Annotated in this window: 10 protein-coding genes; 7 read left to right on the top strand and 3 right to left on the bottom strand. The window is 59.7% G+C overall.

The window, feature by feature from the left end; all coding sequences use genetic code 11:
• Positions 1–32: 32 nt before the first annotated feature.
• From GOX01_RS03795 to GOX01_RS03785, 3 genes are all read left to right on the top strand, one after another.
• Positions 33–1,841: a M3 family oligoendopeptidase gene (locus GOX01_RS03795; protein ID WP_062269280.1), complete on the top strand. Its 1,809-nt coding sequence runs from the start codon at positions 33–35 to the stop codon at positions 1,839–1,841.
• A gap of 8 nt (positions 1,842–1,849) precedes the next feature.
• The gene (locus GOX01_RS03790; RefSeq protein WP_011253374.1) at positions 1,850–3,211 is read left to right on the top strand and encodes an ABC1 kinase family protein; all 1,362 of its coding nucleotides are present in this window, start codon (positions 1,850–1,852) and stop codon (positions 3,209–3,211) included.
• A gap of 216 nt (positions 3,212–3,427) precedes the next feature.
• Entirely contained in the window at positions 3,428–4,756 is a 1,329-nt protein-coding gene (locus GOX01_RS03785; protein WP_131973801.1) for a hypothetical protein, read from the top strand.
• Positions 4,757–5,073: 317 nt separating this feature from the next.
• Here GOX01_RS03785 and GOX01_RS03780 read toward each other — a convergent pair whose 3' ends face one another.
• The gene (locus tag GOX01_RS03780) at positions 5,074–7,440 is read right to left on the bottom strand and encodes a glucose/quinate/shikimate family membrane-bound PQQ-dependent dehydrogenase (protein WP_062269271.1); all 2,367 of its coding nucleotides are present in this window, start codon (positions 7,438–7,440) and stop codon (positions 5,074–5,076) included.
• A 267-nt stretch (positions 7,441–7,707) separates the two neighbouring features.
• Positions 7,708–8,112, bottom strand: coding sequence for a hypothetical protein (locus GOX01_RS03775; protein WP_024717091.1), 405 nt, complete (start codon positions 8,110–8,112; stop codon positions 7,708–7,710).
• 166 nt (positions 8,113–8,278) lie between these two features.
• Here GOX01_RS03775 and uvrB point away from each other — a divergent pair, with 166 nt between their 5' ends.
• The 3 genes from uvrB to gshB all read left to right on the top strand — a co-directional run bounded on the left by uvrB (position 8,279) and on the right by gshB (position 12,495).
• On the top strand, positions 8,279–10,492 hold the full coding sequence (gene uvrB, locus GOX01_RS03770) for an excinuclease ABC subunit UvrB (protein WP_049750786.1): 2,214 nt from the start codon (positions 8,279–8,281) through the stop codon (positions 10,490–10,492).
• 104 nt (positions 10,493–10,596) lie between these two features.
• On the top strand, positions 10,597–11,103 hold the full coding sequence (gene greB, locus GOX01_RS03765; RefSeq protein ID WP_011253379.1) for a transcription elongation factor GreB: 507 nt from the start codon (positions 10,597–10,599) through the stop codon (positions 11,101–11,103).
• A 414-nt stretch (positions 11,104–11,517) separates the two neighbouring features.
• A complete protein-coding gene (gene gshB / locus GOX01_RS03760; RefSeq protein ID WP_011253380.1) occupies positions 11,518–12,495 on the top strand; it encodes a glutathione synthase in 978 nt (325 codons plus the stop codon).
• A 9-nt stretch (positions 12,496–12,504) separates the two neighbouring features.
• Here gshB and GOX01_RS03755 read toward each other — a convergent pair whose 3' ends face one another.
• Positions 12,505–12,699, bottom strand: a complete 195-nt coding sequence (locus GOX01_RS03755; RefSeq protein WP_024717089.1) for a hypothetical protein — start codon at positions 12,697–12,699, stop codon at positions 12,505–12,507.
• Between the two features lie 164 nt (positions 12,700–12,863).
• On the opposite strand from GOX01_RS03755, the gene GOX01_RS03750 reads away from it, so the two are divergent.
• A complete protein-coding gene (locus GOX01_RS03750; protein ID WP_011253381.1) occupies positions 12,864–13,544 on the top strand; it encodes a class I SAM-dependent methyltransferase in 681 nt (226 codons plus the stop codon).
• Positions 13,545–13,593 lie beyond the last annotated feature (49 nt).

The raw sequence follows: 13,593 nt of genomic DNA, 5'->3' as shown, positions 1-13,593 counted from the left end.
GGGGATTGTGGCTTTAAGGTCAGGATATGACCATGCTCTTTTCTGCCGCTGACGGCACGCCGCATTCGTCCTCCGGGGAGCAGATGCCTCCCCGGTGGGATCTCTCTGACCTCTATGCCTCGCCGGAAGATCCGGTTCTGGCGTCGGATTTTGACCGCTGGGCCGGGGCGGCGCGGAGTTTCTGCGAAACGTACAAGGGACGTCTGGAGACGCTGACGGGTGCGGAGCTTGCGAAGGCGTTTGCGGAGTACGAAGCGATCGAGGAGGGGCTCGGGAAGATCGGGTCTTTCTCCAGCCTTGGCTTTGCGGCGCATACGACCGATCCGGTCTGGGGGCGGTTTGCGCAGGGTGTGCAGGAGCGGATGACGGAAGTGGCCTCCGATCTGATGTTCTTCACGCTGGAGCTGAACCGGATTCCGGACGAGGTGCTGGCGCGGATCTGCGAAGCGCAGGAGATGCGCAAATGGGATCCGTATCTGCGGGATCTGCGGATGTACCGGCCGTATCAGCTCTCCGACGAGGTCGAGCAGGTGCTGATGGATAAGTCGGTGACGGGGCGGAATGCCTGGAACCGGCTGTTTGACGAGACCATGGCGACGCTGAGTGTCACGATCGACGGTGAGGAAAAGCCGCTCGGGGATGCATTCAATCTGCTGACGAACACGGACCGCGCAAAGCGCGAGGCTGCGGCGCAGCAGATCAGCGCAGTGCTGGGTGAGAACTCGCGTCTGCTGACGATGATTACCAATACGCTCGCCAAGGACAAGGCGATCGGGGACAAGCTGCGGGGTTATCCGCGCCCCACCAGTGCGCGCAATCTGGCGAATATGGTCGAGGACGAGGTCGTCGATGCGCTGGTGGGCGCTGTGGACGAGGCCTATCCTCGGCTGGCACACCGGTATTATGCGCTCAAGGCGAAGTGGCTTAGGCTGGAAAAGCTGGAGCACTGGGACCGCAATGCGCCGCTTCCGGGTGTGGAGGCGCGGAAGATCGACTGGGTGCAGGGCAAGGAGATCGTGCGCACGGCCTATGCCGGGTTTGATCCGGGTCTGGGCGAGATCGTGAACCGGTTCCTGACGCATCCCTGGATTGATGCGGCGTCCGTGGCGGGCAAGTCTTCGGGGGCGTTCTCCCATTCCTGCGTGCCGTCGGTGCATCCGTATATCCTGATGAACTATCGCGGGCAGCCGCGCGACGTCATGACGCTGGCGCATGAGCTGGGGCATGGCGTGCATCAGACGCTGGCCGGGCAGAAGCAGGGCTATCTGAATGCCGATACGCCGCTGACGCTGGCGGAGACGGCGTCGGTGTTTGGCGAGATGCTGACGTTCCAGTCCCTGCTGGATGCGGAGAGCGATCCGAAGCGCCGTCGTCACATGCTGGCGGCGAAAGTCGAGGACATGCTGAATACGGTTGTCCGGCAGATCGCGTTCTATCAGTTTGAAGTGAAGGTCCATGACGAGCGGGCGAAGGGTGAGCTTTCGCCGGAGCGTCTGGGGGAAATCTGGCGTGAGGTTCAGGTCCGGAGTCTGGGGCCTGCCTTCCATTTCACACCGGATTATGACCTCTACTGGTCTTATATCCCGCATTTCGTGCATTCCCCGTTCTATGTTTATGCGTATGCTTTCGGGGATTGTCTGGTGAATGCGCTTTATGGCGTTTATCAGGAAAAACCAGAGGGTTTTGCTGCGAAATACCGGACCATGCTCGAAGCGGGCGGGACGCTGCGTCACAAGGAGCTGCTCGCGCCGTTCGGACTTGATGCGACAGATCCGGGTTTCTGGCGTAAAGGACTGGATGTGATCTCGGGACTGATTGATCAGCTCGAGCAGGAGGACTGAGGAGCATCATGGCGAGGGATCTCGACAACACCGGCCTCATGGGGGAGCTGCGTCGCATGGCGCGGACCTCCGGCGCGGTCGGCGGCATTGCGGCGCGGATGGCGGGCAGCCGTCTGGGCTTCAAGACGGACAAGGGCGTTCATGCAGAGGGCCTGAAGTCGGCGTTGGGAAATCTCAAGGGGCCGCTGATGAAGGCGGCCCAGCTCCTTTCGACCATTCCCGGCGCTCTGCCTGACGAATACGCGGAAGAGCTTGCGCATCTGCAGTCCAATGCGCCGCCGATGGGCTGGAGCTTTGTGCGCCGTCGCATGCAGGCCGAGCTTGGCGCTGGATGGGAAAAGCATTTCCGCTCCTTCAGTCATGAGGCCGTGGCGGCGGCGTCGCTTGGGCAGGTGCATCGGGCGCGTCTGGCGGACGGGCGCGAAGTGGCGTGCAAGCTGCAGTATCCGGACATGCAGGCGGCCGTGGATTCGGATCTGCGGCAGTTCCGGGCGGCGCTGGGCATTTACAGGCAGTTCGAGACCGCGATCCGTCAGGACGAGGTTTATACCGAGCTGGCGGACCGGCTTCGGGAAGAGCTGGATTACCGGCGTGAGGCGAGCCATCTGCGGCTGTATCGGGACATGCTGGCGAATACACCCGAAGTGACGGTGCCGGCTCCGGTTGAGGCTCTGTCCACGGGGCGGCTGCTGACCATGGACTGGGTGAGCGGGCGCAGCATGCGGACCGTTCTGGGCGAGAACCTGCCGCAGGAAGACCGGAACGCGATGGCGACGGCGCTGTTCAAGGCCTGGTACACGCCGGTTTATCGCTATGGTGTCATTCACGGTGACCCGCATATGGGCAATTTCACCGTGCGGGACGATTATGGCCTGAATCTGCTGGATTTCGGGGCTGTTCGGATCTTTTCGCCGCGTTTTGTGGAAGGGGTTATCGACCTGTTCACGGCGCTGCGGGAGAACAACGAGGAACTGGCGTTCCATGCGTATAGCAAGTGGGGCTTTCAGGGGATTTCGCGCGAGACGGCGAGCATTCTGAATGAATGGGCGCGGTTCTTCTACCGGCCGCTGATGACGGACCGGGTGTGCTCCATGCAGGAGAGCAATGATCCGGCCGAGGCGCGGCAGGTTCTGGAGAAGGTCTATGACGGGCTGAAGCGGACGGGCGGTGTGAAGCTGCCGCGTGAGTTCGTGCTGATGGACCGTTCGGCGATCGGGCTGGGAAGTGCGTTTCTGCGTCTGGAGGCGCGGCTGAACTGGCACCAGATGTTCGAGGAACTGATCGAGGGCTTCGACGTGAATGTGCTGGCGCAGCGTCAGCAGGAGGCTCTGGCGAAGGCGAAGGTGCCGCCGGCGCTGTCTTCGCTCTGAATGACGGGAGGTATAGTATCGGGTTTTCCCGTCCTGTGCCTCATTTGCCTGTTTTTGAAGGGACTTTGAATTCCTTACCCTCTTTAGTCGCGGGCGGGGAATGGCGCTGGCATGCCAATAGTGATTGTGAGGCAAATAAGGCATTCATAAATTAAAAATCTTGTTAAGGTCCAATTTTCGATTCCGGATACTCGAAACAGGATTTTGCGGGCTTAGTTGTCTATTATATACGAGGGGAACGAGCTTGTTCTACATCACCATCAGGGCGAAACAAATTACGTTGTTGTAACTTTCGTTGGTGCCCATGAAACAAAAAATGCGTTGAGCACGTTTTTTGCAGAAAATGTCCTCGTTAAAAACAATATAACAGCATACGGCGTTACAGTTAAGGCTGATTTCTGGTATGTCTGCGATGAGGCACCTGTCGTTATTTCCCTTTTGCAGGAAAGACTAGCCCCTTACAGAAACGTAATCCTGATTGGGATGTCGATGGGTGGCCATCCGGCTCTTGCCTGGTCGCGTGCACTTGGGGCCACGACTGTTTTGTCGATGTGCCCGAAATATTCACTTGATCCGAATGAATGCGGTATTCTGCAGGGCTATGTCGACAACCATTTTCGTCCAGGAATGGAGGGAATGGCCGTCAGGAAAGAAAATGTTTCCGGACGGATCTTTATCGCTCTAGATCCAGGGGAGGGGCATGACGCATACCATGTCCACCTCATAGAGGAGGAGCTTAAGGGGTTTGATGTAAGTCTTATCAAGATGTTCTTTGCGGGACATCTGATTATAAGAAGCCTTTCTGGAACTCAGGAATTCGGGTCTGTTATAAAGGCTCTGGCATACGGTTCAAATGCAGATGTCGTTGAGACAATTGTCAGAGTAAGACTGAAGAATAGAGAGAACGTCAGCAACAAATTCAAGAGATATGGAACCCTAAAACCTTTCCTGGTGTTCCAGGGGTTGATGGGGACCACTATTAATAAATACAAGAAATGCATGGGTATTCTTGCGGAAAAAGATACAATCATGCCGATTGTAGGAGCGCTTTTACGTACAGGACGAACCAAAGAGGCTGCAAAGCTTCATTATAACCTTGCAATGAATATTTCTTTGAGAGAAAAGAAAAATTCATTTGTTTGTAGGGACCTGAGTACGCCTCTGGATGGTGCTTACATCATGGATTTTCATGGAAGAATAGTATGTTTTGACGTGATTTCGTATAATTTCATTTTTTGTCATTCAATATTCGATACAAATGATGCTCATTTTCTTTTTTCAGAGCCGGAGGGTGGTTTTCTGTTCATTGTGATCAATGGTCAGAAATTATACGTCTGTGAGCGGGAAGGTCACCTATCCGTGTCTGAAAGTAAGAATGCCAGCGCTCTTCAAGTCAGGCAGTGTGACGATTTCAATTATATTTATTATGTAAAGACAAGTTTGGGATACATGATCTCTGTTCCCGGTGGCGGAATGGTTCTTGATTCTCAGAACCTTAAGAGTTGGGAAATGTTTTTTTTGTTTACCAAAAAATCCAGAGATTGATTATTGTATTAATATTAAAATGGAAGATGAAATTGTTCAGTCCAATAATGTTGGAGTCAAAACTGTGGAAAATGAACTCATTTCCCATTCCGCTCATATGGCAGCTCCCAAAAAGAGTATTTTTGCTGCCATTTTTCAGCGGAAATAGAGTTTTGATGGGCTCATGAGCTTCTGAGGTATCTGTAGAAGGCGTTAAAGATTTCCTTGATCGGGCCTTGGTGGCTGACGGCGGCGCTGTTTTCGCTTGGAAGGTTTGGGGTCATGAAAAAAGGGGCGCTTCCCGCAAAGGAAGCGCCCCTTTTCCTGGTTCTGCGCTCTTATTCTTCGGAGGGCAGGGCGTAGGCGATGACGTAGTCGCCGCGGTTTTTGTCGACGCCGGAGCGGGTCAGGCCGCCTGCGGTGACGACGATGTACTGTTTGCCGGTCTTGTCGGACATGTAGCTCATCGGAGCGGCCTGTGAGGCGACGGGGAGACGGGCTTTCCAGACGACCTCGCCGGTGTCGGTGTTGAGCGCGCGGACGTAGTTGTCGAGCGTGCCGGAGAAGAAGACCAAGCCGGTATGGGTGGCCAGCGGGCCGCTCATGGTTGGCATTCCGAGCGGGATGGCGAGGCCTGGGACCATGCCGTGGACCGGCATGTCCTGGATCGTGCCAAGCGGCATGCTCCATTTGACCTTGCCGCTGCGCAGGTCGATGGCGTTCATCGTGCCATAGGGCGGTTTTACGCAGGGGAGACCGGCGGGGGAGAAGAACATCGAGCGGACGACGCCCCAGGGGGTGCCTTTCTGTTCGGAATATTCGCCTTCCGAGCTGGGTTTGAAGCCGCTGCGACGGGCTTCTTCCTGCTTCATGAACTTGCCCCACTGGGCCATGCGGATGTCGTTGACCAGCAGCGTTCCGGTGCTTTCATCCACGGCGCCGCCGCCCCAGTTGATGCCGCCGTAATAGCCCGGATAGATGATGGTGGCCTGTTTCTCGTTGACGGGGGTGAACTCGCCTTCATAGCGGTAGGAGGCGAACTGGATGCGGCACAGGAGCTGGTCGAAAATCGTACCACCCCACATATCGCTGGGTTTCAGGCGCTCTGTTCCGATGGAGAGGGCGGAATAGGGCTGTTCGGGGGCGAGGTACTGGTGTTCCGGTGCGCCGTCCTGCGGGACTTTGCGCATTTCCACGGGGACGATCGGGGTGCCGTCGCGGCGGTCGAGCACGAAGATTTGGCCGCGCTTGGTCATGGCGATGATCGCCGGGCGGGTGCCGCCATGGCCGTCCGGAATGTCATAGAGGATGGGCTGGGCGGTGGCATCGTAGTCCACGAGGTCGTGGTTGGCGGTGCGGAAGTGCCAGCGTTCGTCGCCGGTCTTGGCGTCCACGGCGACGAAGGCGTCGTTGTATTCATCAGAAGCCTTGCTGCGGTCGCCGCCCCAGAAATCGGGGGTCTGGTTGCCGAGCGGGAAGAAGACGAGGTTGAGCTTCGGGTCGTAGCTGGCGGTGCCCCACATGTTGGGGGTTTCGGCGGGATAGATCTCGCCTTCGGCCAGCGGTGTGGTGCCGCGATGCGGGTTGGTGGCGTCCCAGGCCCAGACCTGCGCGCCGGTGCGGACGTCATAGCCGCGGACGACGCCGGAGGGTTCGCCGGTGCGCTCGTTATCGGCGATGCGGCCGCCGACGACCACGATGTCACCGGCCACGAGGGGGGCGGCGGTCGGGTAGTAGGAACCGGGGGCTGTCGGGCCGAGGCCGGTCAGGAGATTGACGTTGCCGTTCGTTCCGAAATCCGTGCAGGCCTGGCCGGTGCGGGCGTCGATGGTGATGAGGCGGGCGTCGATCGTGGTGAGGACGATGCGCGAGGCGCAGGGCGCGTTGGCGTCCGTGGCCGTGCTGTCATGCCAGTAGCCGACGCCGCGGCAGCGCTGCCAGACTTTCGTCTGGGCGTGGGGGTCGAACTTCCACTTTTCCGTGCCGGTATCGGGGTCGAGGGCCGAGACGATGTTGTGCGGCGAGCAGATATAGACCGTGTCGCCGATCTTGATGGGGGTGCCCTGGAACTCGGCCCCGTTCAGCGCCATGTCGCCAGTGCGGTAGGTCCAGGCGACGCGGAGCTTGCCGACATTGTCGCGGTTGATCTGCGTGAAGCTGGCGTAGCGCGTGCCGGACGCCGTGCGGCCATAGGCGGGCCAGTCATGGCCTGGCTGGTCGGAGTCGGCGGTGGACGCGGTTTCCTGCGGGTGGGTGGTGTCCTGCGGGGCGATGGTGGGGTGGACCCGGAACATGCCGGCGAGGAAAGCCACGATGATCGCGCCGAGGGCGCCGGAGGTGGCGCCTGTGACGGGGCGGGTGAAGTAGCGCCGGCCGGGGCCGCTGAGCCAGGGCGCCATGAGGGTCGCGATCAGGGCGACGCACAGAAATACGATCAGGCGGGAGAAGCTGGGCCAGAAGCTGGTGCCGACTTCGGCGAGCGACCACAGGGCTGTTGCCACAAGCAGGCCGAGGGCGATCCATGTCGAGAGGATGTTGCGACGGATCATGTAGACGCTGCTGGCTGCCAGCGCGATGCCGGCGAGGGTGTAGAACCATGAGCCGCCGAGGATGATGAGGTGGAGGCCTTCGATGATCAGGAAGGCGGCCATGAGGACGCCCAGAATCCCGATGATCATGGAGAGCGTGCGGGGGCCGCTGTTCATTTGGGCAGGCCTCCTGCGCAGGGAGGCGTCTGGCGCGACGGGCTCTGTGCCGTTCTGCAGGGGAGATGAGGTGATCTGAAAAGCATCGGACTGAAATCCTTGGATCCGGATTGATCAGGACGATGCATGGCATGCCTGTGCTTGTGTTAAACGTAACGTTTATAGGAGCATATATAACATAATCATCAACATGATATCACAATATGTGTGTGATATGTTTTGACGCAAATGCCGGGGGCCCGGACGGGTACCGGGCCTCTGGAGCGATCAGAAGATTTCCTTGATCAGGTCGTTGCCGATGCTGAAGCCGGCGCCGGCTTCGACGGAGCGGGCGAATCCGGAATTGAGGATGTTCGAGACGAAATTGTTGTCCGGTACCGGCTGGACTGGAGCTTGCTGGGTCGGGGCCTGATAGGTGGTCTGGCTGCCGTAATCCTGCTGGGCGTTGGCGAGGGCGGCGTGGAGCTGTTGCAGGAGGTTTGTGACCTGCTGCTGTTCGGCCTGGAAGGCGAGGGCGAGTTCGCGCAGGTCGAGGGACCATTCGCGGGCCTGCATGTCGCCACCCTGGGCGGCGGCCTGCATCTTGGACCCCAGGGCCTGAAGGGCCTGGGCGGACTGCTGGGCCTGTTGCTGGAGCTGGTTGTAGGTCTGCTCGATCGTCTGGACGTCCATGACGGTTCTTCCTTCAAAGATACGGGAGTGTTGATACCCCCGGGGAACGAGTCTCTCCATCCTTTTCAGCAGTAAATTGTCATAAAGATACGCAGGTGGAATGCTGTCTTTACGCAAGAGGGTGGGGAAGGCTCTTGCTGTCCGTGATGCGCTTTCCCATCTTGGCATGATGGCCATAAAAGAATCCTCGTCCGTCCGTAATGCGACCGCAATGCCGTTGACCCAGTTCCTGCCGGAGCGGCAGCCTGCGAAGGCGAAGACGCGCAAATTCGTTGTCAAATCGGATTACGAGCCGGCGGGCGATCAGCCGACGGCGATTGCGGAGCTTGTGCAGGGCGTCGAGGGCGGCGAGCGGGATCAGGTCCTGCTGGGCGTTACGGGCTCGGGCAAGACGTTCAGCATGGCGAAAGTCATTGAGGCGACGCAGAAGCCGACGCTCATCCTCGCGCCGAACAAGACGCTGGCGGCGCAGCTTTACGGGGAGATGAAGCAGTTCTTCCCGGACAATGCGGTCGAATATTTCGTGTCCTACTACGATTACTACCAGCCGGAGGCGTATGTGCCGCGGTCGGACACGTATATCGAGAAGGACAGCCAGATTAACGAACAGATCGACCGGATGCGCCATGCGGCCACGCAGGCTCTGCTGGAGCGCAATGACGTCATCATCGTGGCGTCCGTGTCGTGCATTTACGGTATCGGGTCGGTCGAGACGTATTCGAAGATGGTGGTGCGGCTTGAGGTTGGGGGGTCGATTGACCGCGACCGGCTGATCAAGGCGCTGGTGGAGTTGCAGTACCGGCGCAATGATGCGGCGTTCGAGCGCGGGACGTTCCGGGTTCGGGGGGAGCAGATCGACATCTTCCCGGTGCAGAACGAGGACCGGGCCTGGCGGGTGTCGCTGTTTGGCGACGAGATTGACCAGATCGTGGAATTCGATCCGCTGACGGGGAACAAGACGGCGGATCTGGCGGAAATCAGCGTCTATGCGAATTCGCATTACGTGACGCCGCGGCCGACGCTCAATCAGGCGATGATCGGGATCAAGAACGAGCTTCGGCAGCGTCTGGCGCAGTTTACCGAAGAGGGGAAGCTGCTGGAGGCGGAGCGTCTGTCGCAGCGGACCACGTTCGACCTGGAAATGATCGAGACGACCGGGGCGTGCAAGGGGATCGAGAACTATTCGCGCTATCTTTCCGGGCGTGGGCCGGGTGATCCGCCGCCGACTCTGTTCGAATATCTGCCGGAAGATGCGCTGCTGATCGTGGATGAAAGCCATGTCACGGTGCCGCAGATTGGCGGGATGGAGCGCGGGGACAGGGCGCGGAAAAGCGTGCTGTCGGATTACGGGTTCCGTCTGCCGTCCTGCATCGACAACCGTCCGCTGGCGTTCGGGGAGTGGAATGCGTTTCGGCCGCAGTCGATTTTCGTCTCGGCGACGCCGGGCCCCTGGGAAATGGAGCAGACGGGCGGTGTGTTTGCCGAGCAGATCATTCGTCCGACGGGGCTGATTGATCCGGTGACGGATGTGCGCCCGGTCGAAGGGCAGGTCGATGATCTGCTGCATGAATGTCGCGAGGCGATCAGCAAGGGCGGGCGTGTTCTGGTCACGACGCTGACCAAGCGGATGGCCGAGGATCTGACGGATTATCTCGGGGAAGCGGGCGTCAAGGTCCGGTATCTGCATTCGGATGTGGATACGCTGGAGCGGATCGAGATCATCCGCGATCTGCGCCTTGGGGCGTTTGACGTGCTGGTGGGGATCAATCTGCTGCGTGAGGGGCTGGATATTCCGGAATGTTCGGTCGTGGCCATTCTCGATGCGGACAAGGAAGGGTTCCTGCGCTCGAAGACTTCGCTGATCCAGACGATCGGACGTGCGGCGCGTAATGTCGATGGGCGTGTGCTGCTTTATGCGGACAAGATGACGGACAGTCTGAAATACGCGATCGAGGAGACGGCGCGGCGTCGGGCCAAGCAGACGGAATGGAACGAGGCGCACGGAATTACGCCGATGACGGTGCGCTCGAAGATTGGCGATGCGCTGTCTTCGGTGTTCGAGCAGGATTATGTGACCGTGGCGCCGGATGGATCTGGCGATACGGAGCAGTTTGTTGGCAAGTCCCTGCCGGCCACGATCCAGGATCTGGAAAAGCGGATGCGGGAGGCTGCGGCCAATCTGGACTTCGAGCAGGCGGCGCGGCTGCGCGACGAGGTCAAGCGTCTGGAAGCGATCGATATGGGGCTGGAGCCGCCGCCGATTGCGAACTCGACCGCCGGGCGGCCGGGCGCGCGGAAGGCTCCGAAAACGCCTGTGCCGCTGGGACCGGGTGGGGGCGGCTACGATCCGGCGAAGAAGAAGCGTGGCCGAGGGCGTTGATCCGGGCCATACGGTCTTTTCGGTTTTTGGACGTGGCTGGTTTTTTCAGGATCTGAACATGGGTTTTTCGTTGCTGGTTTCTTCGGTCTGGGCAGGTCGGGCGCATGGCTGAGAAGACGCCGCTGTCGCATTATCTGTCGCCGAAGGGGGCGGTCGTCATGCGCGCCGAGCTAAAGGAGCTGGCGCAGAAGGAGCGGCCTCGGATTGTGGAGATCGTGTCCTGGGCGGCGGGGAATGGCGATCGTTCGGAGAATGCGGATTACCAGTATGGCAAGCGCCGGTTGCGGGAGATTGACCGGCGGATGCGGTTTCTGGGCAAGCGGCTGGAGAATGCGGTGATCGTGGATCCTGCGGCCCAGACGACGCGGGACCGTGTGTTTTTCGGGGCGACCGTGACGTATGTGGACGAGGATGACGTCGAGCATACGGTGACGATCCTCGGCGTGGACGAGTCCGATCTGGCGCGGGGAGAGGTCAGTCTGATGTCGCCTGTGGCGCGGGCGCTGATGCGGACGCGGGTCGGGGACGTTGCGATGTTGCAGACGCCGCGGGGGCCGGTCGAGATCGAGATTTTGAAGATTGTTTATCCGGTGGCTGTGGCGACGGACTGAGCGCTTCTGGGAGCAGCGTGCAGGCGTGCTGCTGGAGTCCCATGTCAGGTGCTGGCGGGCGTTTTCGTAGCAAAACCACATGCAGGTCGTGGGGGCGGCGGAGAGGATCTGTCCGGTGGTGTCGGCTTCGAAGCAATGTTCGGGGATGGCGTAGAGCAGTGGCGGTTATTCGGAGCGGGCTGCGAAATGGCTGACCGGGATGGTGGTGCAGGCCAGTAGCGGGAACAGGGGTGTTTCGCCGGCTGCGATGAATTGCCAGCCGTTGAAATCGCGGCGCCGGACGGAGGCCTTGGAACAGGGTGGGGCTTGGCGCGGTCAGGGTCGGGAACTTCGCAGAAGAGGGATTTTGAAAAACCGGGGCATGCGGTTACAGAGGACTGGACCACTCCTCTTTCTCCCTGCCGGAGTTTTCCGATGTCCCGTTCTCTTCGCGTTGCTGTCCAGATGGATCCTCTGGAGTACGTCAATATTGATGGTGACTCCACGTTTGCGATGATGCTTGAGGCGCAGGCGCGCGGCTATGAGCTGTGGGTCTATCCGGTGACGACGCTGAGCCTTGTCGAGGGGCAGGGCAAGGGCGGGCGTGTGCAGGCCCGGGCGCGGCGTGTCGAGGTGCGGCGCGAGCGGGGCAATCATGCGACGTTCGGTGAGGAGCAGGTGCTGGATCTGGGGCAGACGGATGTGATCCTGATGCGTCAGGACCCGCCGTTCGACATGGGCTACATCACGGCTACCCACATGCTGGAGCATGTGCATGGTGTGGGCGAGGGGCGGTCGCTGGTGGTGAATGATCCGGTCGCCGTGCGCAATGCGCCGGAGAAGCTGCTGGTGACGCATTTTCCGCATCTGATGCCGCCGACGCTCGTGACCTGGGACACGCGCGAAATCCTGGCGTTCCGCGAGAAGTATCAGGACATCATCGTCAAGCCGCTTTACGGCAATGGCGGATCAGGGATTTTCCGGATCAAGCCGGATGATGAGAACCTCGGTGCGCTGCTGGAGATGCATTTTGCGCGGTCGCGTGAGCCGCTCATGATCCAGCGCTATGAGCCGGCCGTGCGTCAGGGCGACAAGCGCATCATTCTGGTGGACGGTAAGGCGATTGGCGCGATCAACCGCGTTCCGGCGACGGGTGAGGCACGGTCAAACATGCATGTTGGCGGTCGGGCCATGAGCGTGGAACTGACGGCGCGGGATAGGGAAATCTGTGAGTCGATCGGGCCGTATCTGCGCGATCACGGGCTGATTTTCACGGGGATTGACGTGATCGGCAACTGGCTGACGGAAATCAACGTCACATCGCCGACGGGTCTGCAGGAACTGGACCGTTTTGACGGGATCAACAGTGCCGGGCTGATCTGGGATGCGATCGAGAGGCGTGTTCTGGCCTGAGGGGCCCGGTCAGGATTTATCGTCTTTGGGCGGAGGCGTGTAACTGAACGGAAGCTGGGCTTCGGGTGCATTGTCCTCGACGGGGACGGGGCGGTCTTTCCCGAAACGGTTGCTGAACCAGGCGATAACCTGCTGGCGGAAATACAGGAAATAGATTCCTGTCCAGATGATGAATGTGAGCCCCACGAGGGAATAGATCAGCACTGTTGTCCTCCTCGGGCCTGTCCGATGTGTCGCTTTGAAACGTCTTGCGCACTGCGTGTCTTGCCAGATGCATATCCGGGAGGGCAAGAAGGTGCCAATTGAACATGTTCCGGACAGCTCTGGCCTGTTGAGGGCCGGGCGGACAAAGAAGGTCGCATATCATCATGTCCTCAACCCTTTCCCCGCGTTCGGCACTGGACGCGGAAGCCGTCAAGACGGCTTATCGCCGATGGGCCCGCGTTTATGATACTGTTTTTGGCGGTATTTCGGGATACGGACGTAAGAGAGCAGTGGCTGCGGTCAATGCTCTGCCAGGCGAGAGGGTTCTGGAAGTCGGCGTTGGAACGGGGCTGGCCCTGCCGTCCTATTCCCGTGACAAGCGGATCACGGGAATCGATCTTTCCGAAGACATGCTGGAGCGTGCGCGCATCCGCGTCCTGCAGGATCATCTGACGAATGTGGATGATCTGCTGGAAATGGATGCGGAAGCCACGACGTTCGAAGACGACAGCTTCGATATTGCCGTTGCAATGTTTGTCGCCTCCGTCGTGCCGCATCCGGACCGGCTGCTGGCCGAACTCAAGCGTGTCGTGAAGCCGGGTGGGCATATCCTGTTCGTCAACCACTTCCTGGCGACGGGCGGTCTGCGTCTTTCGGTCGAGCGGGGCATGGCCCGCGCGTCGCGTTCGCTGGGCTGGCATCCGGATTTTGCGATTGAATCGCTGCTGCCGCCGGAAGACCTGCGCCGCGCCACGCTGACGCCGGTTCCGCCCGCGGGGCTGTTTACACTCGTGACATTGCCGCAATGCGAGAGTAAAAGCGACGCAGCAGCCCTGGTCGCCTGATCGGCGTTTGGTTCCGCACTTGTGTCGGCGCCGAGTATTCCGACGCTCG

The sequence above is a fragment of the Gluconobacter oxydans genome, assembly GCF_006539685.1.
GTDB lineage: Bacteria > Pseudomonadota > Alphaproteobacteria > Acetobacterales > Acetobacteraceae > Gluconobacter > Gluconobacter oxydans.
This window is presented reverse-complemented; position numbering and strand designations above follow the sequence as displayed.

Excerpts from the sequence above, each read along its gene's own strand:
- GOX01_RS03795 (WP_062269280.1), top strand. The coding sequence starts at position 33 with ATGCTCTTTTCTGCCGCTGACGGCACGCCGCATTCGTCCTCCGGGGAG.
- GOX01_RS03790 (WP_011253374.1), top strand. The coding sequence starts at position 1,850 with ATGGCGAGGGATCTCGACAACACCGGCCTCATGGGGGAGCTGCGTCGC.
- GOX01_RS03780 (WP_062269271.1), bottom strand. The coding sequence starts at position 7,440 with ATGAACAGCGGCCCCCGCACGCTCTCCATGATCATCGGGATTCTGGGC.
- GOX01_RS03775 (WP_024717091.1), bottom strand. The coding sequence starts at position 8,112 with ATGGACGTCCAGACGATCGAGCAGACCTACAACCAGCTCCAGCAACAG.
- uvrB (WP_049750786.1), top strand. The coding sequence starts at position 8,279 with ATGATGGCCATAAAAGAATCCTCGTCCGTCCGTAATGCGACCGCAATG.
- greB (WP_011253379.1), top strand. The coding sequence starts at position 10,597 with ATGGCTGAGAAGACGCCGCTGTCGCATTATCTGTCGCCGAAGGGGGCG.
- gshB (WP_011253380.1), top strand. The coding sequence starts at position 11,518 with ATGTCCCGTTCTCTTCGCGTTGCTGTCCAGATGGATCCTCTGGAGTAC.
- GOX01_RS03750 (WP_011253381.1), top strand. The coding sequence starts at position 12,864 with ATGTCCTCAACCCTTTCCCCGCGTTCGGCACTGGACGCGGAAGCCGTC.